The following is a 21,616-nucleotide window of genomic DNA, read 5'->3' on the forward strand; positions in this document are numbered from 1 at the left end:
TTTATGGCTTGGCGATCGAGGCGGTAGCCTGTTCGGCCGGCTGCGGGGCAACCACGACTCCGGGGCGCACGCGCTGCAGGCCGTTGACCACGATGTTCTCACCCGGCTTCAGGCCGTTCTCCACGATCCGCAGACCGTCCGCGACGGGCCCCAGCGTGACCTGGCGGTACTCCACCTTGTTGTCGGCGCCGACGACCAGGACGAATTTCTTGTCCTGGTCCGAGCTGATGGCGCGGTCGCTGATCACCAGCTTTTCCTCGGGCTGCGGATCGCCGATCCGGATTCGCACGAACTGGCCCGGGATCAGGCGGCCATCGGCATTGGCGAGTTCCGCCCGAAGGCGAATCGTGCCGGTTGCCGCATCCACCTCGTTGTTGATGAGCTGGATATGGCCGGTGATCGGCGTTCCCTCGTCGGCGGACGTGCCGACCTCGACGGGGATGCGTTCGATCGCCTCGGTCCTTGCCGCCGAGGCGGAAAGCTTCGCCAGGGCCGCCGCCACGACCTCTTCGCTGGCATTGAAGCTGGCATAGATCGGGTCGACGGATACGAGCGTGGTCAGCACCGGCGAGGCGGAACCGGCGGAGACCAGATTGCCCGCCGTCACGTTGAGCCTGCCGACGCGGCCGCTGATCGGCGCGCGCACTTCGGTGTATTCCAGATCGAGTCTGGCGGTCTGGAGGGCGGCCTTCGCCGAGCGGAGGTTCGCCCGCGCCTCGTCGTAGACGCTGAGCCTCTGGTCGACCCCGCTCTGTGGGATAGCGTTGGTGGTCACCAGTTTGCGGCCGCGTTCGAGTTCGGTCTTGGCGAGCGCAACACGGGCCTCGGCTGCGGCGACCTGAGCCTCGGCGCGCTCGACTGCTGCGGCAAAGGGTTCGGGGTCGATCGTCACGAGCAGATCGCCCTTCCGGACCAGCGCGCCTTCACGGAAATGGGCGCTCAGGATGGCGCCGCCGACGCGGGGACGGATCTCGACGCGCTCGATCGCTTCGAGCCGGCCGGAGAAGCTCTCCCAGGTCGTGATGCGGCGCGATTCGGCCTTGGCGACGGAAACCGGAACGGCCGGCGGGGTCGCTGCTGCTGCGGGCGCTTCGGTCGCGGCATCCGCCTGGAAACGCTGAGGCAGCCCGAAGAAGACGGCTGCGCCGCCGCCGACGGACAAAAGGATGCTCAGGCCGGCGCCCCACAGGACCCGGCGGGTTACTGTCGATGTCATGTTTTCTCCTCGCCGGTTGGGAGCCCGGCTCTGTGCTTACTGCCTTATTTGTTACTCTTTGGCCGGCTTCGCTCCCGCCTGCTTGAAAAAGCGGGAAAAGATGCCGGATAGGATTTCTTCATGCGATGGCAAGATTTCCTGCGCCGCACCGCCGACTGGCAGCCATGAGGCACGCCCCGGCAGCACATGCGTTTCCACCGGAACGCCGGCGTTGCGGAGACGCTCGGCATAGGCTTCGGCCTCGTCGCGCATCGGACACTCCTCGCTGGTGACGACGAGGGCCGGAACGAGACCGCCGAGCCGGCTGCAATGGCCCGGCGCCGCATAGGGATGCGTGAGCCCGCTGCGCTCGCCGAGATATTGCTGCCAGCCTTCGGCGATCGATTGCACCGAACTCTGCGGACAGAACTTGCGAAACGAAGCCGTTGCCAGGCATGGGTCGAGCAGCGGCGACAGCAGGATCTGGCCTTTGAGGTCGGTCAGAAACTGATCGCGCGCCATCAGCGCCAGGCCGGCCGCGAGATTGCCGCCCGCCTCTTCGCCGGCGACGAACAGCATCGACTTCTTGTGCGCGAACTGCGGACAGCGGCTGCGCATCGACGAAAGCATCGCATAGGCGCAGTCGAGTGCCGCCGGAAACGGGTTCATGCACGCCGAAGGATATTCCGGCGAGATGACGACCGCGCCCGCGGCCGCCAGGGAATTGGCCACGTTTTCGCCCGCCGCGATCGAATCGTCGACGAAGCCGCCGCCATGGAGATGCAGTACGATCGGCGGCGGCGCGAGCAGCGATGCGCCGCGGTAGACACGGGCGCGGCACGAGCCTTTGCTCGTCTGCATCGTCTCTTCCGTAAATTGCGCGTTCATCTCTCTTGTCTCCGCCACGGGTGAATCCCTAGATGAGGGACAACTCGCGATGTTTGCAGCATATCATTGTCTTTCGTCTGGAATAGTCCGCGGGTTGTGATTACACTATTCGGTATTTCGAACAATTCGGTTATTGAAAATGGACCAACTCACGGCCATGCGCGCCTTTCTTCGGGTTGTGGAGACCGGCAATTTTACCCGTGCCTCCGCCTCCCTCAACATGCCGAAGGCGACCGTCACCAATCTCATCCAGGGACTGGAGGCGCATTTGCGCACGAAACTGCTCAATCGTACCACGCGGCGCGTCCTGGTGACGCCGGACGGTGCGCTTTATTACGAACGCGCCGCACGGCTGCTTTCCGATCTCGACGAACTGGACGGCAGCCTCTCGACGGCCCAGAGCCTGCCGAAGGGGCGGCTGAGAGTCGAGACGGCAAGCGCCTTCGCCAATCTGGTAATCATTCCGGCGCTGCCCGAGTTCCACGAGAAGTACCCTGATATCCAGATCGATCTCGGGGTTTCCGATCGAACGATCGACTATCTCGCGGAGAACGTCGATTGCGCCATACGGGCCGGTACCCTGACGGATCAGTCGCTGATCGCCAGGCGCATCACGGAGATGAAGTTCGTCGCCTGCGCCTCGCGGGATTTTCTCGAGCGGCACCCGGTGCCGCAGCACCCTTCCGATCTGGAGAAGAATTGCTACGTGGTCGGCTATTTTCTGCCGAAGACCGGTCAGCAGATGCCGTTCCATTTCCGGCGCGGCAATGAGGAGATCGAGGTCAGTGGGCGCTATACGGTGGCTGCGAACGAATCGACCACCTATCTTGCCGCCGCCCGGGCGGGATTGGGCGTCATCCAGGCGCCGCTCTTCATGGTGCGCGAGGACCTTCGCAGCGGGACGATGGTTCCGGTTCTGCCCGACTGGCAGGTCGAGCCGATGCCGATCTATCTCGTCTATCCGCCGAACCGTCATTTGAGCAGCCGTTTGCGCGTTTTCGCCGATTGGGTCGTGAAGGTCATGGCGCAGTCGCAGAACGGCGAGTGACGACCCGTTCTCACCTGTTCGTCTGCGCGTCGTAGCGCTCGCGCGCGGCGTCGAGCTTTTCGAAATGCGTCTCCGCCCAGCGGTCGAGCACGACCAGCGCTTCGCTCAGCGAGCGGCCCACCTCGCTCAGCCGATATTCGACATGCGGCGGCACGGTCCCCTTGTCCTCGCGGATCACCAGCCCGTTTCGCTCCAATTCCTTCAGCGTCTGCGTCAGCATCTTCTGCGAGACGTCGCCGAGCCTGCGCATGAGCGCGGCGTTGCGCATCGGGCCGGACTCCAGCGCGGAGATGATCAGGATCGCCCATTTGCCGGCCACGAGCTCCAGCGCGTGACGCGAGGAACATGTCGGATCGAAAACACTGGGCGTCGATTGCATGGCGGTCGGGGGCGTGGAAGCCGGGTGCGCAGACATTTTGACGGTTACCAAAAGGTGCGTAATTGCACTTCGGTGCCCATGCTACAAGATTGACGCCAGAGTTCAAATCATTGGAGAACAGGAATGGCGTGGATCATGCTTGTGGCGGCGAGCGCCGTCGAGATCGTCATGGGGCTTGCGCTCAAATATGCAGACGGCTGGACCCGGCCGGTTCCCAGCATCATCGGCGTGGGCGCGGCATTGGGCAGTGTCTATCTGCTCACCATCGCGATGCGCGACCTGCCTGCCGGCACGGCCTATGCCGCATGGACCGGCATCGGTGCGGTCGGCATCACCGTGCTCGGCATGGTTCTCTTCGGCGATCCGGTGTCCTGGCTCAGGCTTGCCTGCATTGCCATGATCATCGTCGCCGTCGCAGGTCTGCGCTTCCTGGAGGCCTGATCCGTAGGCGACTCATCTCAAAGTTCCCGCCGCGATGCCGATCACCCGGCGGGAAATGCCAGCTCAAGGCTGGCGCTTCTTGGCGTTGTTGCGCTTGGCACCGGGCTTGAAGTCGCCGGTTTTCTGCGCTTCGGGCTTGCCCTTCTTCTTGCTCCAGGGCTTCGCGCCTCGGCTGTCCGAATGCGCATCCTGCGCGACGGGAGGCTGCTTGTCGAACTTGCGCTTCGGCTTGAAGTCCTTGTGCTCGCGCTCCGATGCGGCCGCCGGCGGCCGCTTCCTCTCGAAGTCCGGCTTGTCCTGCCGCGGCCTGGAGGTGTCCGGGGCACCGGGAAGGGTTTTGACGCGAATACCCTTTTCCAGCAGCCGGTTCGGGCCGATCGCGGCAAGGAGGCGTTCTGCGCCGTCGGCCGTCATCTCGACATAGGTTTCCTCGGGCTGCATGCGGATCGCGCCGATATCGCGCTTGCTCAGCTTGCCGTAACGGCAAAGCATCGGGATCAGCCAGCGGGGCTCGGCGTTCTGCTTGCGCCCGACGGAGAGGGAAAACCACTGGCCGTCGGCGAAGTCGGCTCGCGGAGCCGGTTCGCTGTCGGCCGTGAAAGCCGGGCCGTCGCGACGGGGTTTCCTGCGATCATCGTAGACGGCGACCTCCACGAGTTCCTCCGGAGCGGAACGGTTCGAGCGGAACTGCCGGACGAAGGCCGCGGCGATCTTTTCCGCCCCGTACCGGCTGATCAGCGTCTCGACGATCGCCTGTTCATCCTCGCGCGGCGCTTCGGCAAGGGTCGGATCGGCGGCGATGCGCTCGTCGTCGCGGCGTGCCACCTCGTCGGCTGACGGGGGCTTCGCCCAGGCGGCGGTAATCCGCGCGTTTTCAAGCAGCCGCTCGGCCTTGCGGCGGGCATTCACGGGCACGATCAGCGCGCTCACGCCTTTCTGGCCGGCGCGACCGGTCCGGCCGCTGCGATGCAGCAGCGTGTCGGAGTTGGTCGGCAGGTCGGCATGGATCACGAGCTCGAGGCCCGGAAGGTCGATCCCGCGCGCCGCAACGTCGGTCGCGATGCACACGCGGGCGCGGCCGTCGCGCATGGCCTGCAGTGCGTGGGTGCGTTCGTTCTGGCTGAGCTCGCCGGAGAGCGCCACGACGGAAAAGCCGCGATTGTTGAAGCGGGCGGTCAGATGGTTGACCGCGGCGCGCGTCGAGCAGAAAACGATCGCATTCCTCGCTTCGTAAAAGCGCAGCACGTTGATAATGGCATTCTCACGGTCGCTCGGCGCCACGAGCAGCGAGCGGTACTCGATGTCGCCATGCTGCTTCTGCTCGGAGGTGACGCCTATGCGGACGGCGTCGCGCTGGTAATTCTTGGCGAGCGTCGCGATCGAGCGCGGCACGGTGGCAGAGAACATCAGCGTGCGGCGATCCGCCGGCGACGCCTCGAGAATGAACTCCAGGTCCTCGCGGAAACCGAGGTCCAGCATCTCGTCGGCCTCGTCGAGTACGACGGCCTTCAGTCCCGATATATCGAGCGATCCACGGCGGATATGGTCGCAAAGCCGCCCCGGCGTGCCGACGACGATATGGGCGCCGCGTTCCAGCGTGCGCCGTTCGCTGCGCATGTCCATGCCGCCCACGCAGGAGGCGATGGTGGCCCCCGCCATCTCGTAAAGCCAGTCGAGCTCACGCATGACCTGCAGCGCCAATTCGCGCGTCGGCGCGATGACGAGTGCAAGCGGTGCGCCGGCCTGCGCGAATTTCCTCGCCGAACCGATGAGCGTCGGCGCCAGTGCGAGGCCGAAGGCCACGGTCTTGCCGGAGCCGGTCTGGGCGGAGACGAGCGCGTCGGCGGTGCCGAGCGACGGGTCCAGCATGGCTTGCTGAACCGGCGTCAGCGTCTCGTAACCGCGTTTTGCCAACGCCTCGGCGATCGCCGGCGCGATCCCTGCGAATTCTGTCATGTCTCTTCTTTCGGATTTCGGTTGTCGTCGGCGGAAGAGCGGACCTCGGTGCAGGCCGTCATCAGGCGTCGATTGCCGCGGCCAACGTGGTCGCGGCCCTATTCAGTTGCCGCGCTACATACTTGGTGAGCGTTGAAATGTACAGGGCGGAATCAATCTCCGGCCGGCGCGTTGCGGCGGCTGCCATACTCGTTTGCCCTGTTTGCGCCCGGCCAGAGGCAGAGACCGATGAAAACGATCGGGCTCAGAACCGGGATGAAGAGGCAGAGCGCCAGCGGACCGGGATAGCCGATATCGTGCAGGCGCTTGATCGCCAGCATGGCGATGGAGACGGTCGAAAGCACGCCGGAGAGGATCAGAGCCAGCGTCGAGAACGCGAGCGCCGCGTCGTCCACCTCGTTCTTCATCATCTGCGCCAGGAAGATGGAGCCGACGGCAAACCAGAAGAGCCAGGCGAGGAGAAAGGGCAGGCGGCCGATACGGCCGGAGGGGCTGAAGAACAGCCACATCATGCTCGGCTGCCGCCCCTCCTTGGCCATCGTCAGTCCCGGAGCAGTTCGTTGATGCCGGTCTTGGAGCGGGTCTTCTCGTCGACCCGCTTGACGATCACGGCGCAATAGAGGTTCGGCGCCGGCTGCCCATTGGCCATGGTGGAGCCGGAAGCCATGGAGCCGGCGACGACGACGGAGTAGGGCGGCACTTCGCCATACATCACCTCGCCCGTCGCGCGGTCGACGATTTTCGTCGACTTGCCGATGAAGACGCCCATGCCGAGCACCGAACCTTCGCGGACGATGCAGCCTTCGACCACCTCGGAGCGGGCGCCGATGAAGCAATTGTCCTCGATGATGGTCGGCCCGGCCTGCATCGGCTCCAACACGCCGCCGATGCCGACGCCGCCGGAAAGATGCACGTTCTTGCCGATCTGCGCGCAGGAGCCGACGGTCGCCCAGGTGTCGACCATCGTACCCTCGCCGACATAGGCGCCGAGATTGACGAAGGAGGGCATCAGCACCGCATTGGGTGCGATATAGGCGGAGCGGCGGACCACGCAGTTCGGAACGGCGCGGAACCCGGCCTTCTCGAATTCGTTGACGCTCCAGCCGTCGAATTTGGAGGGGACCTTGTCCCACCAGACGGCTTCACCCGGGCCGCCCTTGACGAGTTCCATCGGATTGAGGCGGAAGGAGAGGAGCACCGCCTTCTTGAGCCACTGGTTGACCGTCCAGGTGCCGTCCTCACCCCGTTGCGCGACGCGTACCTTGCCGCTGTCGAGCAGATTCAGCGCCGTTTCCACCGCGTCGCGAACCGCGCCGCGGGTGCCGGTGTTGACGGCGTCGCGTCCTTCGAAAGCGGTCTCGATCGTCTGCGAAAGGGAGGCGAGGTCGTGGTTCGTCATCGGAATTCCTTCGAGTTCGGCGTTGTGCTGCAAGCTCTACTGCATAATTCCCCGAATCGGAACCAGCTTCACGGATTATGCAGCGATTCAAGATGTCGCGCGGCTTCGCCGAAACCTGGCGCCCATGGAGCGTGATCCTCAAAAAGTTGAAGGCCTTTTCGGCTCGCGCTCCTCAACGGGGCTTGGCAAGTCTCGACTAATCCGGCAGTAGGGACGCCTCTATGACCGAGAAAGACCCGAAGGGACGCGTCCGGACGAGGTCTCGGGTGTTCGAAACGCGACGGGAAACGAAACATGGCACGCATGAAGAAGCGGACTCTGCGCCGCAAGGATGGGGTCTGGGATCCGCTGGCAGACAGCTCCCAGAGCAGGCAACGTGCATCGAGCGTGCCTTTGACGCCGCAATCGGCTTCGCCCACCTATCGTCTCGCCTATATCGACGACGATTTCCTGTGTCGTGAGGAACTGAGGCCCGTCCGCCTGCAGCTCGAGCTCCTGAAGACCGAGATGATGCTCGAGGAGCGCGGCATCAACTCCACCGTGGTGATGTTCGGCGGGGCGCGCATTCCGGAGCCCGGCGGCGAAGCTTGGGCCGCCAAGAACGACATCCAGCGCAAGAATCTCGAGGCTGCGTCGGTCTATTATGACGAGGCGCGCAAGTTCGCGCGATTGTGCTCGGAGCAGTCGGCAAAGCTCGATTACAAGGAATATGTGGTGGTCACGGGCGGCGGTCCCGGCGTCATGGAAGCGGGGAACCGCGGTGCAGCCGACGTCGGCGCACCTTCGATCGGCCTGAACATCGTGCTTCCGCACGAGCAGGCGCCGAACCAGTTCGTCACGCCGGACCTGTCCTTCAATTTCCACTATTTCGCCATCCGCAAGATGCATTTCCTGCTGCGCGCCAAGGCGGTCACGGTCTTCCCCGGCGGCTTCGGCACGCTCGACGAGTTGTTCGAAACCATGACGCTGATGCAGACCGGCCGGCTCGCCCTGGTGCCCCTCATCCTCTTCGGCGAGAAGTTCTGGCGCAGCATCATCAATTTCGAGGCGCTGGCCGAGTTCGGAACCATCGCGCCCAACGACATCGACCTGTTGCACTTCGTGGAGACGGCCGAAGAGGCATGGGAGATCATTGCCGGGTTCTACGAGAAGGTCGACCCCCGCTCGGTCCCGATGGCGTCCGGACGGCGGTAGTTACGCGGTCGAAACCACCCTGCGCAGGAAACCCGCCAGATCTTCCGTGACGTAGTCGATCTGATCGTCCGCGTCGCTCGACGTTTCCCAGGCCTCGGCAAATTCGTATTCGAGATTGCGCGGCACGAGCAGCACCGTCTTCATGCCGAGCGCCTTCGGGACGACCAGATTGCGCGGCAGATCCTCGAACATGACCGCATTCGCCGTGTCGATGCGGTGAAGGCCCATGAACTTGTCGTAGGTGTCGCCGGCGGGCTTCGGTATGAAGCCGGCGGCGACGATGTCGAAGATATCGTTGAAATGGTCCAGGATGCCGAGCGCCCGCGCGGTCATCTCCGCATGGGCGACGCTGCCGTTGGTGAAGATGAACTTGCGTCCGGGCAGCGCCTTGATCGCCTCGCCGAGCGCCGGGTCGGCCGGCACCACGCTGTAGTCGATGGCGTGGGCTCTTTCGAGGAAATCGTTGGGGTCGATGCCGTGATGAAGCATCAGGCCCTGAAGCGTGGTGCCGTGGTCGCGGTAGTATTCCTTCTGCAGCTTCTTCGCCTCCGCAGGCTCCAGCGACAGGAGTTCGGCAACATAGGCCGTCATGTTGCGGTCGATCTGTGAGAACAGATTGACGTGATGCGGATAGAGCGTGTTGTCGAGGTCGAAGACCCAGTCGGTGACATGGGCGAATTCGGCGTGGGTCGGCAGGCGGTCGAGCTTCTTCATGGCGGGTTTATGACACGGGGGGCCTTGCGAAGCAAAACGGTTTGTTCACCTGTGCCCCGATTGGCCATGGATTGTTTTCGGCCTGCGTGTTAGCGGGCAAATATGGAAACCTGGGTTCTCATCACCGTCGCCGCGGCCTTCCTTCAGAATGTCCGCTCCGCCATGCAGAAGCACCTGAAGGGCGTCATGGGCACCACCGGCGCGACCTTCGTGCGCTTCGGCTTCGGACTGCCTTTCGCGCTCCTCTACCTCGTCCTGCTTTGGCGCGCCGGCGGGCATCAGCTGCCGGTGCCCAACGGCACTTTCTATCTCTGGGCGGTGGTCGGCGGAATGGCGCAGATCGCCGCGACCTTCCTGCTCGTCCATCTCTTCTCCTTCCGCAATTTCGCGGTCGGCACGGCCTATTCCCGCACCGAGCCCGCACAGGCGGCGCTCTTCGGGCTGATCTTCCTCGGCGAAAAGGCGAGCCAGGGAGCGTTGGTCGCGATCGCCATTTCGGTGGTGGGCGTCATGCTGATCTCCGTCGCCCGAACGACGCTCAGCGCGCGCTCGCTGCTTGCATCGGTCTTCAGCCGCACGGCGGGCATGGGGCTGCTTTCCGGTACCTTCTTCGGTCTCTCGGCGGTGTCCTACCGCTCGGCCTCGCTGGCGCTGGAGCCGAGTCTGCCTCAGCCGGACTATGTGATCCAGGCGAGCTTCACGCTCGGCTTCGTCATCCTGCTTCAGACGATCGTCATGCTTTTGTGGATCGTCGCGCGTGAACGCGACGAACTGAAACGCATAGGCGCCGCCTGGAAGCCCGCTTTCGTCGTGGGCTTCGTCGGCGCCTCGGCCTCCTTCGGCTGGTTCGCGGCGATGACGCTGCAGCAGGCGGCGATCGTCAAGGTGGTCGCTCAGGTGGAGATGCTATTCACCTTCGCCTCTTCCTTCTTCATCTTCCGGGAGTGGATCAACCGGCTCGAACTGGTCGGCTGCCTGCTCATCGTGCTCGGCGTGGTCATGCTGCTCGTCTTGTGAGGGGTCGGCAAGCAGCACGAATAGATGCCCGAATTTCGGCGGACGGCGCGTGTGGCTGATGCTACAAAGCAATATGCTTTTCGATCTGCCGAACGACGATATCCTTTACGATGCGCTGCTGGCCCGCAGTTCCGATTATGAGGGCCAGGCCTTCGTTTGCGTCAAGAGCACCGGCATCTTCTGCCGGCTCTCATGTCCCGCCCGCAAGCCGAAGCGGGAGAACACTTTGTTCTTCGACAGCATTTCCGCCTGCATCAATTCCGGCTTCCGGCCGTGCCAACGTTGCCGCCCGCTGGAAGATGCATCCGGGAAAGATCCGCTCGTCAAGGAGCTTGTCGAGCTGCTCGACCGCCGGCCGGAGCACCGCTGGACGGAGGGCGATCTCGTGCGGCGCGGCTTCGATCCGTCGACAGTGCGGCGCGCCTTCAAGCGATCCCTCGGCGTCACCTTTCTCGATCTCGCCCGCCAGCGGCGAATGGGCGAAGCCGCCCGCCAGCTCTCCGGCGGCGCCAGTGTCATCGAGGCGCAGATCGATGCAGGCTATGAGTCGCCGAGCGGTTTTCGCGCCGCCTTCGGGCGGCTGATCGGTCAGGCTCCCGCGAAATCGCAGGGGCGCGTGCTGCTCTTTGCCGACTGGATAGAGACGCCGCTAGGCCCCATGGTGGCGGTTGCCGACCAGACGCATCTTCACCTCATCGAGTTCCATGATCGCAAGGCCCTCCCGGCCGAAATGGAGAGTCTCAAGCGAAAGACGCACTCTGCGGTGGTGCCCGGCAGAACGCCGCCCATCGATCAGGTGGAGCGCGAGCTCAACGACTATTTTGCCGGGCGCTCAGCCGATTTTCGAACACCGCTCGCCCTCGACGGCAGTGCCTTCGAGCGTCAGGTATGGGCAGAACTCGTTGCGATACCCGTGGGCGAGACACGCTCCTACAGCGACATCGCGCGGAAGGTCGCCACCCCGCAGGCGGTGCGTGCCGTGGCCAGGGCCAACGGCTCCAACTGCCTCGCAATCGTGGTGCCCTGCCACCGTTGCATCGGCGCTGACGGATCGCTGACGGGCTATGGGGGCGGGCTCCGGCGCAAGCAATGGCTGCTTCGCCACGAGGGCAGAATGCGTCCTGTGGGGCTTTTCGGAGAATGGGACCGGGAGATGCCTGCGCGGGCCGCCGCTCCAACGATGTAACGGATACGATCAACCTGACGGACTGGGAGAAGATACGATGAGCCAGGAAGAAAGAGCGCTCGCCTTCGGGGCACTGCACCGGAAAGGCGATCCGGTGGTTCTGTACAACATCTGGGATGCAGGCAGCGCCCGGTGCGTGGCCGAGGCCGGCGCCAAGGCGCTCGCCACCGGGAGCTGGTCGGTCGCGGCGGCACATGGATACGGGGACGGGCAGAAGCTGCCGCTGCCTCTGCTGCTCGAGACCGTGCGCGAGATCGTCGCGGCAACGGACCTGCCGCTCTCGGTGGACTTCGAGGGCGCCTATTCGGTGGACCCGGCCCAGGCCGCGGCCAATGTCGCGCAAGTCATCGATGCGGGCGGGATCGGCATCAATTTCGAGGACCAGATGGTTGGCAGGGGCGGCGTCCATCCGATCGACAAGCAGGCGGCTCGCATCCGCGCGATCCGCGAGATGGCGGAGCGACAGGGCATCGCACTGTTCGTCAACGCCCGCACCGACCTCTTCCTGCAGGAAAGCGATGCGGCGCGCCACGCGGCCCTGATGGAGGATGCGATCGCCCGCGCCGAGGCCTATGCGGATGCGGGCGCGAGCGGCTTCTTCGCACCGGGTCTCGCCGATCGGGACCTCATCGCCAGGCTCTGTGCGGCATCACCTTTGCCGGTCAACGTGATGATGATGCCGGGGGCGCCGGACATTGCCACGCTGGCGGCCGCCGGCGTCGGGCGGGTGAGCTATGGGCCGTTCCCATACCGGGAGATGATCGCCCGGCTGCGCGGCGAGGCGGAGAATGTTTACGAGACGAGGTAAGAGATTGGTCCCTCATCCCGCTGCCGCGACCCTTTCCCCGTCATGACGCGTCAAGACGGGGAGAAGGTTAGGGTAAGGGGCAGATCACGCAAACAAAGCGCGCCTCACGGCACGATCAGCGTGCCTGCGCCGTGCTCGGTGAAGATTTCGAGCAGCACCGAATGTGCCGTTTTGCCGTTGAGGATGACGACTCCCTGGACGCCGGCCTTGATCGCCTCGATGCAGGTCTCCACCTTCGGGATCATGCCGCCCGAGATGGTGCCGTCGGCGATCAGCGCCCGCGCCTCGGCGACCGAGAGCTGCTTGATGAGTTCGCCCTTCTTGTTGAGAACGCCCGGAACGTCGGTCAGGAAGAGAAGGCGCGTCGCATTGAGCGCGCCGGCGATGGCGCCGGCAAAAGTGTCCGCGTTGATGTTATAGGTGTGGCCGTCCCGTCCCGGCGCCACAGGCGCGATCACCGGTATCATCTCGGAGCGGGCGAGCAGATCGAGAAGGGTGCGGTCGACTTCGACTACATCGCCAACGAAGCCGAGGTCGAGCACGCGCTCGATGTTGGAATCCGGGTCGCGGAAGGTCTTCTTCGCCTTTTCCGCAAAGACCATGTTGCCGTCCTTGCCGCAAAGGCCGATCGCCCATTCGCCCGTCTGGTTTATGAGCGCGACGATCTCTTTGTTGATCGACCCGGCAAGCACCATTTCGACGATTTCGACGGTCTTTTCGTCTGTGACGCGGAGCCCGCCCTCGAATTTGGACTCGATGCCCATCCGATTGAGCATGGCGCCGATCTGAGGGCCGCCGCCGTGAACGACGATCGGGTTGACGCCGGACTGCTTCAGAAGCGCGATGTCGCTGGCAAAGGCGCGCCCGAGGTCGGCATTGCCCATGGCGTGACCGCCGTATTTGACGACGATCGTCTTGTTCTCGTAGCGCTGCATGTAGGGCAGGGCCTGGGCGAGCAGGCGGGCCTGAATTTCACTTTCTGATGCGGACATGGCGGATCCTCGAAAAATACCGGCTGCTGTTTAGCGCAACTCTCTGGCGGATGGAATGATCCGGGCGCAACATAAAGCCATTGTGACGGCGGTCGCCTGGCTGAGCCGAAGTGCTCGCCGCGTGCGCGGCATGGCCGAGAAGCCGATTGACGGCGCTGGCGATTTGACTGATCCTGCTTTGATCCGGAAAGGACCGCCGCAGTCCCGAGAATAGGCGCATCGACGCTTGCCTGGAAGAGTTCGAAGGGAATCGTGCCGGCCTTCTAAAGCTGAGAGAGTGCAGGAAGCCATGACGACGCAGAAGCCCGAAAGCGGAGATTCCCGCCGCGACGAGGTGATCGCGGGAGAGTACGTGCTCGGCGCGCTGTCAGCCGAGGACCGTCGCAAGGCCGAGGCGCGCATGGCAACGGACCGAAACTTCGCCGCCATGGTCATCCGCTGGCAGAACAATCTTGCGGCCTTCGGCGACGCCTATGAATCGGTCGCGCCGCGCCGCAGGTTTCGCTCCTCCGAGCACGCGGTCTTCGAAGCGGGCCGGGGCGCAGACGACCCCCGCGGTATCTGGGGCTCGCTTCCCCTTTGGCGCAGCGTCGCGCTGGTATCGCTTTCGGCTGTCGTCGTAATGGCAGGCGCGGTGGCCGGACTTTTCAGCGATCGCCGGGGCGGTACGCAACTCGTTGCGAGCCTCGAAGCGCAAGGCAGCGCCATCAACCTCGTCACGCACTTCGAACCGGCTACGGGGCGCCTCAGACTGTCGCCGGCCGCCGCCGGACAGATGGAGGAGAAATCGCTCGAGCTCTGGCTGATCAAAGGTGACGATCCGCCGGTCTCGCTCGGCGTGCTGCCGCCGTCCGGCGAGGGGGAAATCGTGCTCGTGCCGGGAATGCGAAGCCGGATTGCCACCGGCTCCAGGCTCTCCGTCAGTGTCGAGCCCCTGGGCGGCTCGGCGACCGGCTCGCCCACCGGTGCGGTCATCGCGCAAGGCACCGCGCGCGCTTTCTAAGTCTCGTTCCACGCGGGCCACGCAGTCACGGCAGGAATGCCGCGGCCGCTTTGAGCGCCGTGCGCCCGAGTGGGCGCACAAAGTTTGAGTTCATGACGGCTGCTGCAACTCTGGTCGGTTTGTCGGCACAGCGGCGCTGTGGGAACCTTCGGAGGACTGCAATCTCTCCTCTTCCTCATTCCTGTGCTTGTCACAGGAATCCAGCCAGACCAAGTCCTTGGGCTGGAAAGGCTCTTCCGCGCCGCAGACGCGGCGCTGCTTTCATCTCTGTGACGAGCACAGGAATGAGGAAATCAAACCGGCCGCGGCGGGTGGCCCCAATCTGAACAGGCCTTTATTCAATTTGTCGTATCGTTGCATCGTCCTTTCCGGAAATCGATACCGATTTTCGGGCCGATGCGGTAAATTACGATATCAGGCCGGACCGGCTGCGGGAGGAAGAAGCACTTCCGCCTCTCGTTCCAGATTCGGCCAATGCCAGTTGCATCGCCCGATGGAGGTTCCGATGATCAGCCGGCGCGACTTGCTGATGGCGGGCGCGGCCTTGGCCGCGGTGGTCACCCTGCGCGGTCTGTTATGGCCCATGCGCGCCGTCGCCGGCGACACCTTCGAAATCACCAGGACCGACGCGGAGTGGCGGGCGCTGCTCGGCGAGGACCGCTATCGCATTCTGCGGGAGGAGGGCACGGAGCCGCCGTTCAGCAGCCCGCTCGACGATGAAAAGCGAAACGGCCTCTTTCAATGCGCGGGATGCGCCTTGCCCGTCTATTCCTCCGAGGCGAAATATGACAGCGGTACCGGCTGGCCGAGCTTCTGGCAGGCGCTACCCGGCGCGATCGGCACACGCGAGGACGATACCCTGTTCATGACGAGGACCGAATGCCACTGCCGCCGCTGCGGCGGTCATCTCGGCCACATCTTCGACGACGGTCCGCCGCCGACCGGCAAGCGGCACTGCATCAACGGTCTCGCCCTGTCATTCGTACCGGAAACTGCCTGAGCGTGGGGATCTTCCCGCCGGCTCCGGCGAGAAGATCGCTGTGCAGCAACCGATCAGAATGTACCCGCCTGCGGCGACGGCGTCTGCGCCTCGGAAAGGGCTGCCTGAAGCTTCTGTTCCTGCTCCGGCGAGAGCGATGTCTTCAGCACGCGGCCGCGCAGGCCGGAGAATTCGGCCAGCACCTTTTCCGGCTGCACCTTGCGCACCAGAACGAAGAGCGCCGAGGAATTGTTCGGGATGGTGTTGCCGAGCGACTTGATGAAGTCGTCGTCGATCCCGTAATCGACAAGCGAGCCGGAAAGCGCACCGGCACCGGCGCCGATAGCGCCGCCGAGGGCGAAACCCGCGAGCGGATTGAGGAAGAGCAGCCCGACGAGCCCGCCCCAGAGGGAGCCGGAAAGGAGGCCGGACGTGGCTCCGACGGTGGTCAGGTTCATGCTCTGCTTCAGATGCACCTTGCCGTCGGCGTCGCGAACGACGACGACCGCATCTTCCAGATCGATCAGATACTCCTTCCTCAGGCTGTTGAGCTTCAAGAGGACCTTGTCGGCCTCATCCGTCGAATCGAATCCCACGACAATCAAATCGGACATGTCTCTCTCCTGATCCTTCGGGCAGACAATCTGCCGCCGCGAAGCAGAGATAGAGCGCTTTTCATGTCAGGGTAGTGACGGAGGTCGAAGACGAGGGGATCGCCCTTCGGCGGCGCCGTTTCGCGCGTCAGCGCGTCACGGCAAGCTCGATCGCCGCGCGGAGGTCCTCGATGCCTTCGCCCTTTTCCGACGATGTCGACAGCACTTCCGGAAAGGCCGCCGGCCGCTTCTTGATCTTTTCGAGGGTTTCCCCGACGAGGCGCGGCACGCCGGCCGCCTTGATCTTGTCCGTCTTGGTCAGCACGATCTGATAGGAAACCGCAGCCTTGTCGAGGAGTGCCAGCACGTCCTCGTCATTTTTCTTGATGCCGTGGCGCGCGTCGATCAGCACGTAGACGCGCTTCAGCGTCGAGCGTCCGCGCAGATAGTCGAACACCAGCTTCGTCCAGGCGTCGACCTGTTCCTTGGGAGCCTGCGCGTAGCCGTAGCCCGGCATGTCGACGAGCGCCATCGGCGGCAGGTCGTCGGCCTCGCCGGAATAGCCGTCCGGCACGAAATAGTTGAGTTCCTGGGTGCGGCCGGGCGTGTTCGATGTGCGCGCAAGGCCCTTATGGCCCACGAGTGCGTTGATCAGCGACGACTTGCCGACATTGGAGCGGCCGGCAAAGGCGATCTCCGTCGGTCCCTCCGGCGGCAGGAACTTCATCGACGGCACGCCGCGGATGAAGATCCACGGCCGGCCGAAGACGCTTGCGGCATTCTGCTTGTTCGTCCCGGACATGTTCTGGCGTTTCCTCTTTGGCCTCGGCATCAGGCTTTTGCAGAGGCTTGTCAAGCTTGAGAGCGCCCGGGCGGCGCCGGTGGCGCTCGGGAAATCGAAAAGAAAAGCCCCGGAACGCGTCGCACCGGGGCTTCCAACTCTTTCACTGCGCTTCCTGGAAGTGCTCTATTCCGCCGGTTTCGGTTTCTTCGAGAAGAGCGACTTCAGATTGTCGAAGAGTTCGACCTTGACGCCCTGACGCTTCATGATGATGCCCTGCTGCAGGATCGACAGCGTGTTGTTCCAGGCCCAGTAGATCACGAGACCGGCCGGGAACGATGCCAGCATGAAGGTGAAGACCACCGGCATCCATGTGAAGAGCATCGCCTGGGTCGGGTCCGGCGGCGTCGGGTTCATGCGCATCTGCAGGAACATGGTGATGCCCATGATGATCGGCCAGACGCCGAGATGCAGGAAGGACGGAGCATCGAAGGGCAGGAGGCCGAAGAGATTGACGATCGTCGTCGGATCGGGCGCGGAGAGATCCTGGATCCAGCCGAAGAACGGCGCATGCCGCATCTCGATGGTGACGTAGATCACCTTGTACAGCGCGAAGAACACCGGGATCTGGATGAGGATCGGCCAGCAGCCCGCCAGCGGGTTGATCTTCTCTTCCTTGTAGAGCTGCATCATCGCCTGCTGCAGCCCCATCCTGTCGTCGCCGAATTTCTTCTTCAGCTCCTCCATCTTCGGCTGAACCTTCTTCATGTTCGCCATCGAGGCGTATTGCTTGTTGGCGAGCGGGAAGAAGATGAGCTTGACGACGATCGTGGTGATCAGGATCGCGATGCCGAAATTGCCGAAGAGACGGAAGAAGAAATCCATCGTTTTGAACATCGGCTTGGTGATGAAGTAGAACCAGCCCCAGTCGATCAGCTTGTCGAAGTTGGGGATCGAATAGGCCACTTCGTAATTGTCGACGACCGGGACTTCCTTGGCACCGGCGAAGACGAGGTTCTTCAGCTCCACGGACTGGCCGGGGGCAACCGTCACCGCATCGCTCTTGTAGTCGCTCTGGTAACGCGGGCGCCCGTCGGCGAAATGCGAGAACCGGATGTCGAAGGGCGTCGCCTGCGGCGGCACGATCGTCGCGGCCCAGTATTTATCGGTGATGCCCAGCCATCCGCCGGTCGACTTACCCGGTTCGACGGGCTCGTCGTCTTCGACCTTGGAATAGCCAACTTCCTGGAGGCCATGCTCTCCCGCAACGCCGACGAAGCCCTCGTGGAGCACGTAGATGCTCGGAGTCGTCGGCTTGTTGAAGCGCGTGACGCGGCCGTAGGAAGACAGGGAAACCGGCGCGGCGGTCTCGTTCTTGATGCTGTCGACCACCTGGAACATGTAGCGGTCGTCGACCGAGATGGTCCGGGAAAAGGTGATGCCCTTGTCGTTCGTATAGCTCAGCGTCACCGGCGTCGAGGGGGTGAGCTTGTCGCCGCCCGAAAGCGTCCATGTGGTCTGCGGCCCCGGAACCGATCCGGTCGCGTCCGATCCGATATAGCCGATTTCCGTGAAATAGCCGTCGGCGGTCTCCGCCGGGCTGAAGAGCGTGATGACCGGGCTCTTCGGGTCGACTGTTTCGTGGTAGCCCTTGAGTTTCAGGTCGTCGAAGCGTGCGCCGGTCAGGTTGATGGAGCCGGAAAGCGCCGGCGTGTCGATCGCCACGCGGGCCGATTTGCCGATTGCCTGATCGCGGCTTTCGCCTGCGCTCGGGATCGCACCGCCGGGCAGCGCCTGTCCAGGTGCAGCGGGCTGAGCGCCTGGCTGTTGCTGGGTCTGTTGCGCCTGCTGCGCCTGTTCCGCGGCAATGCGGTCCTTTTCCATCTTCGGGCTGACATAGAAGAACTGCCAGGCGATGAGGATCAGCACGGAAAGGGCGATCGCCACGAAATAATTGCGGTTGTTTTCCATCATGATTTCCTGGAACCGGCCGGTGGCCGCTTCTGTTTCGGCTTGTTTTCGATGCGATCCCGAAGCGCCCGAGTCAATGCGTCGAAAGGGGCATTCAGGAGATCGCGCCGGGCGACAATCACATAGTCGTGTCCGGGTTTCATTGCAAACCCGGCCGAAAGCCGCACGGCTTCCTTGAGGCGTCGGCGCATTCGGTTTCGCTCGACGGCATTGCCGTGTTTCTTGGTAACGGTGAAGCCGACGCGGGCTTCTCCCTCCGGATCGTTCCGGTCGAGAACTTCGAGGAGAAATAGCGGGCCTCTGCGGCTTTCTCCAGCCCGGACCGCCAAAAACTGCGGACGGCTTTTCAGCCGCCCGACAGCCGTCTTGTCTTTATCTGTCGTCATTTGCCCGGACATAAGGTTTCGGGCAGATTCGGCTTACGCCGAAAGACGCTTGCGGCCACGAGCCCGGCGGGCTGTGAGGACCTTGCGCCCACCCTTGGTGGACATACGTGCACGGAAGCCGTGACGGCGCTTGCGAACAAGCTTGGACGGTTGGTAGGTACGCTTCATTTATTTAAATACCGCGGTGTGCGGTCCTTCTTGGGTTTGCATGATGCAAGAGCGTTTACGCGCCGGACATGGCTCCGCCAACGGGCGGCTCCACCGGACGTGCGCGGCTTATAGGGACAAAAACCCGATAGAGTCAATTCCCAGACGCCGGCGGCGTGCTCATGATTAGCCGCATGACACCCTAAAATGAGTGGGCCCGATGGGTGCTTTGTTAACCACACGCATTTTAGCATTTACTCAGTAGCGTGTAAGCCGTGAGTTACTTTCCCGTTTTAGGCGAGTATGCGGCTGGGGACAGGGACAGGACATGAAAATTCGTGGAAAGATAAACCTCATCGTCGGCATCATGAGTCTGCTGGCGATAGCGATCACCGGCATGTCGTTGCTGATCGTGAGCGAGTACAACCAACGGCTCGGTGAATACCAGAACGCATCCGACCGGGCCTTCAAGGGCGAGAGGCTCAATCGCCTGGTAACGGCGGTGGTGATGGAGGCGCGGGGCATTTATGCGGCGCCGACGGTCGAGAAGGCAAAGCCTTTTGCCGAGGGAATTCTCAAGAACCTCGACAAGATCGACGCGCTGCTCACCGAGTGGCGGCCGCTGGTGCCCGCCGACGTCCTGCCCGCCTTCGATACCCTCGTCCAGCGCGCGGAGGAATTCAAGACGTTCCGAAGCGAGACGGCTCGCCTCGGCACGCAGGTCGCGCCGCAAGCGGCCAACGAGCAGGGCAACAACGAGGCGAACCGGGCCAACCGCAAGGCGTTCCAGGCGGAAATCGACGTGGTCGTCGACGAGAACCTTGCCTCGCTTCACACGATCACCGCGGATCTTGCCGACTACAAGCGCTCGATCGTGCTGATCGTCCTTGCAACGGCAGCGCTCGGCATGCTGGCCGGGATCGGCGCCGCCTTCTATATTGCGACCAATCACCTCAGCCGCCCGATTCTCGATCTGACGGGCAAGATGAAGCTGCTTGCCGGCGGCGATCTCTCGGTTGATGTGCCCTTCGCCGGGCGCAAGGACGAGATCGGCGACATGGCGGCGGCGGTCGAAGTCTTCAAGCAGAACAGCCTCGCCGTGCGAGAGCTCAACGCCCAGGAAGAGGTCCTGCGCGAAAAGAGCGCGGACCTGCAGTCGAGCATCGCCACGGTCGTCGCGGCGGCTGCGGCAGGGGACTTCACCAGGCGCATCGGCAAGGACTACGACAACGACGACCTCAACCGTTTTGCGGCGAGCGTCAACGAACTGGTCAACAGCGTCGATACGGGCATCGCCGAGACCCGGAGGGTCATTGCGAGCCTGGCGACGGGCGACCTCACGCAAAGCATGAAGGGCCAGTTCCAGGGCGCCTTCGCCGAGTTGCAGACGAACGTCAACGATACCTTGCAGACCCTGCAGAAGACCCTGCGCGAGGTCCGCATGACGACGGACTCGATCAACGGGAACTCTACGGAATTGCGCAGTGCCGCCGACGACCTGTCCAAGCGGACTGAACAGCAGGCCGCCGCGCTGGAGGAAACTTCGGCGGCGCTCGACGAGATAACCGCCGCGGTTCGCAATTCTACGGAGCGGGCCCAGGAAGCGACCGTCATGGTCACGGAGGCGAAGGACAGCGCAGCGGAGTCGGCGTCGGTCGTCCGCAACGCCATCGATGCCATGGGCCGCATCGAACAGGCTTCGAGCGAGATCGGCCAGATTACCAACGTCATCGACGAGATCGCCTTCCAGACGAACCTGCTGGCCCTCAATGCCGGCGTCGAGGCGGCGCGCGCGGGGGATGCCGGCAAGGGTTTCGCGGTCGTTGCCCAGGAGGTCCGCGAACTCGCCCAGCGTGCAGCCAGCGCTGCCAAGGATATCAAGTCGCTGATTTCTAAATCGGGCGGCGAAGTGGCCACCGGCGTCAAGCTCGTCCAGGCGACGGGAGCCGCACTCGGTCAGATCGAGACGCGCGTCCTCAAGATCAACGATCACATCCATTCGATCGCGACGGCCGCACGCGAGCAGGCCACGGGTCTCGGCGAGGTCAGCACCGCCGTCAACCAGATGGATCAGGTCACCCAGCGCAACGCCGCCATGGTGGAGGAGGCGAACGCCGCCACGCATAAGCTGTCCGCCGAGGCCGACAATCTCGCCAACCTCATCGCCTACTTCAAGGTCGAGCGCGAGGCGGTGCGTACGGTCGCGCCGGCAAGGGAAGCGAGCCGCCCGGTGGCCTCGCCCGCCCGCCGCATGATGGGCACGGTCGCGCGCGCATTCGGCAACGGCTCCGCTGCGGTCGCTCGCGACGATTGGGAAGAGTTCTGAGGGCCTGCTGCAGCACTGCAGTCGCCCAGTGACCAGCTTCGTTCGCGGTGACCTGTCGGTCGCCGCGAGCGGCATTTCCGAGATGAGCCTGCCCTCCGGAAGGGGCCGCAGGCACTTTCACGCCGGCGTGACTTGCCGCGGCGACCCGGTCACGCCGTCGTTTGTCGACGCGACGATTCGTTATTGGTTCCGGGGGTGAATTCCTTCTAATTC

Annotated in this window: 22 protein-coding genes; 9 read left to right on the forward strand and 13 right to left on the reverse strand. The window is 63.7% G+C overall.

The window, feature by feature from the left end; translation table 11 throughout:
* Window position 1 precedes the first annotated feature (1 nt).
* Both BHD07_RS03995 and BHD07_RS04000 read right to left on the reverse strand, forming a co-directional pair.
* Window positions 2–1,216, reverse strand: a complete 1,215-nt coding sequence (locus tag BHD07_RS03995; RefSeq protein ID WP_018094027.1) for an efflux RND transporter periplasmic adaptor subunit — start codon at window positions 1,214–1,216, stop codon at window positions 2–4.
* Between the two features lie 51 nt (window positions 1,217–1,267).
* Window positions 1,268–2,083 (reverse strand): alpha/beta hydrolase, encoded by an 816-nt coding sequence (locus tag BHD07_RS04000; RefSeq protein WP_338277828.1) that lies wholly within the window; start codon window positions 2,081–2,083, stop codon window positions 1,268–1,270.
* Window positions 2,084–2,222: 139 nt separating this feature from the next.
* On the opposite strand from BHD07_RS04000, the gene BHD07_RS04005 reads away from it, so the two are divergent.
* Window positions 2,223–3,131 (forward strand): LysR family transcriptional regulator, encoded by a 909-nt coding sequence (locus tag BHD07_RS04005; protein WP_100669741.1) that lies wholly within the window; start codon window positions 2,223–2,225, stop codon window positions 3,129–3,131.
* Between the two features lie 10 nt (window positions 3,132–3,141).
* Here BHD07_RS04005 and BHD07_RS04010 read toward each other — a convergent pair whose 3' ends face one another.
* Entirely contained in the window at window positions 3,142–3,546 is a 405-nt protein-coding gene (locus BHD07_RS04010; RefSeq protein ID WP_338277830.1) for a winged helix-turn-helix transcriptional regulator, read from the reverse strand.
* A gap of 87 nt (window positions 3,547–3,633) precedes the next feature.
* Here BHD07_RS04010 and BHD07_RS04015 point away from each other — a divergent pair, with 87 nt between their 5' ends.
* Complete coding sequence (locus BHD07_RS04015; protein WP_018094031.1) at window positions 3,634–3,951, forward strand: DMT family transporter; 318 nt, start codon at window positions 3,634–3,636, stop codon at window positions 3,949–3,951.
* Window positions 3,952–4,014: 63 nt separating this feature from the next.
* On the opposite strand, the gene BHD07_RS04020 is transcribed toward BHD07_RS04015, so the two are convergent.
* From BHD07_RS04020 to dapD, 3 genes are all read right to left on the reverse strand, one after another.
* A complete protein-coding gene (locus BHD07_RS04020) occupies window positions 4,015–5,907 on the reverse strand; it encodes a DEAD/DEAH box helicase (RefSeq protein ID WP_338277833.1) in 1,893 nt (630 codons plus the stop codon).
* Window positions 5,908–6,059: 152 nt separating this feature from the next.
* Entirely contained in the window at window positions 6,060–6,446 is a 387-nt protein-coding gene (locus BHD07_RS04025; protein ID WP_338277836.1) for a DUF805 domain-containing protein, read from the reverse strand.
* Window positions 6,447–6,448: 2 nt separating this feature from the next.
* A complete protein-coding gene (gene dapD / locus BHD07_RS04030) occupies window positions 6,449–7,306 on the reverse strand; it encodes a 2,3,4,5-tetrahydropyridine-2,6-dicarboxylate N-succinyltransferase (RefSeq protein WP_026168518.1) in 858 nt (285 codons plus the stop codon).
* Window positions 7,307–7,600: 294 nt separating this feature from the next.
* On the opposite strand from dapD, the gene BHD07_RS04035 reads away from it, so the two are divergent.
* Window positions 7,601–8,500, forward strand: coding sequence for an LOG family protein (locus tag BHD07_RS04035; protein ID WP_100669738.1), 900 nt, complete (start codon window positions 7,601–7,603; stop codon window positions 8,498–8,500).
* Here BHD07_RS04035 and BHD07_RS04040 read toward each other — a convergent pair whose 3' ends face one another.
* Window positions 8,501–9,214, reverse strand: a complete 714-nt coding sequence (locus BHD07_RS04040; protein ID WP_338277840.1) for a pyrimidine 5'-nucleotidase — start codon at window positions 9,212–9,214, stop codon at window positions 8,501–8,503.
* Between the two features lie 102 nt (window positions 9,215–9,316).
* Between BHD07_RS04040 and BHD07_RS04045 the strand changes: the two genes are divergently transcribed.
* The 3 genes from BHD07_RS04045 to BHD07_RS04055 are packed head-to-tail and all read left to right on the forward strand — an operon-like array spanning window position 9,317 to window position 12,225.
* A complete protein-coding gene (locus BHD07_RS04045; RefSeq protein ID WP_338277843.1) occupies window positions 9,317–10,231 on the forward strand; it encodes a DMT family transporter in 915 nt (304 codons plus the stop codon).
* A 58-nt stretch (window positions 10,232–10,289) separates the two neighbouring features.
* On the forward strand, window positions 10,290–11,417 hold the full coding sequence (locus BHD07_RS04050) for a bifunctional transcriptional activator/DNA repair enzyme AdaA (RefSeq protein WP_324762804.1): 1,128 nt from the start codon (window positions 10,290–10,292) through the stop codon (window positions 11,415–11,417).
* 37 nt (window positions 11,418–11,454) lie between these two features.
* The gene (locus BHD07_RS04055) at window positions 11,455–12,225 is read left to right on the forward strand and encodes an isocitrate lyase/PEP mutase family protein (RefSeq protein WP_338277846.1); all 771 of its coding nucleotides are present in this window, start codon (window positions 11,455–11,457) and stop codon (window positions 12,223–12,225) included.
* 104 nt (window positions 12,226–12,329) lie between these two features.
* Here the strand turns inward: BHD07_RS04055 and argB are convergent, their stop codons facing one another.
* Window positions 12,330–13,217 (reverse strand): acetylglutamate kinase, encoded by an 888-nt coding sequence (argB, locus tag BHD07_RS04060; protein ID WP_018094040.1) that lies wholly within the window; start codon window positions 13,215–13,217, stop codon window positions 12,330–12,332.
* A gap of 289 nt (window positions 13,218–13,506) precedes the next feature.
* On the opposite strand from argB, the gene BHD07_RS04065 reads away from it, so the two are divergent.
* A complete protein-coding gene (locus BHD07_RS04065; RefSeq protein WP_338277849.1) occupies window positions 13,507–14,220 on the forward strand; it encodes an anti-sigma factor in 714 nt (237 codons plus the stop codon).
* A gap of 505 nt (window positions 14,221–14,725) precedes the next feature.
* Window positions 14,726–15,220 (forward strand): peptide-methionine (R)-S-oxide reductase MsrB, encoded by a 495-nt coding sequence (msrB, locus tag BHD07_RS04070; RefSeq protein WP_338277852.1) that lies wholly within the window; start codon window positions 14,726–14,728, stop codon window positions 15,218–15,220.
* Window positions 15,221–15,273: 53 nt separating this feature from the next.
* Here msrB and BHD07_RS04075 read toward each other — a convergent pair whose 3' ends face one another.
* The 5 genes from BHD07_RS04075 to rpmH form a co-directional block, all read right to left on the reverse strand.
* On the reverse strand, window positions 15,274–15,813 hold the full coding sequence (locus BHD07_RS04075) for a DUF1269 domain-containing protein (protein ID WP_100669731.1): 540 nt from the start codon (window positions 15,811–15,813) through the stop codon (window positions 15,274–15,276).
* 127 nt (window positions 15,814–15,940) lie between these two features.
* Window positions 15,941–16,594, reverse strand: coding sequence for a ribosome biogenesis GTP-binding protein YihA/YsxC (gene yihA, locus BHD07_RS04080; RefSeq protein WP_018094044.1), 654 nt, complete (start codon window positions 16,592–16,594; stop codon window positions 15,941–15,943).
* A 165-nt stretch (window positions 16,595–16,759) separates the two neighbouring features.
* A complete protein-coding gene (gene yidC, locus BHD07_RS04085; protein WP_338277857.1) occupies window positions 16,760–18,544 on the reverse strand; it encodes a membrane protein insertase YidC in 1,785 nt (594 codons plus the stop codon).
* A complete protein-coding gene (rnpA, locus tag BHD07_RS04090; RefSeq protein ID WP_018094046.1) occupies window positions 18,544–18,942 on the reverse strand; it encodes a ribonuclease P protein component in 399 nt (132 codons plus the stop codon). Before rnpA ends, yidC begins: the two co-directional genes overlap by 1 nt.
* Before the next feature lie 21 nt (window positions 18,943–18,963).
* The gene (rpmH, locus tag BHD07_RS04095; protein WP_003531576.1) at window positions 18,964–19,098 is read right to left on the reverse strand and encodes a 50S ribosomal protein L34; all 135 of its coding nucleotides are present in this window, start codon (window positions 19,096–19,098) and stop codon (window positions 18,964–18,966) included.
* Between the two features lie 307 nt (window positions 19,099–19,405).
* On the opposite strand from rpmH, the gene BHD07_RS04100 reads away from it, so the two are divergent.
* The gene (locus BHD07_RS04100; protein WP_338277865.1) at window positions 19,406–21,403 is read left to right on the forward strand and encodes a methyl-accepting chemotaxis protein; all 1,998 of its coding nucleotides are present in this window, start codon (window positions 19,406–19,408) and stop codon (window positions 21,401–21,403) included.
* Window positions 21,404–21,616: the final 213 nt, after the last annotated feature.

It is taken from the genome of Sinorhizobium sp. KGO-5 (assembly GCF_036245905.1).
GTDB lineage: Bacteria > Pseudomonadota > Alphaproteobacteria > Rhizobiales > Rhizobiaceae > Sinorhizobium > Sinorhizobium meliloti_A.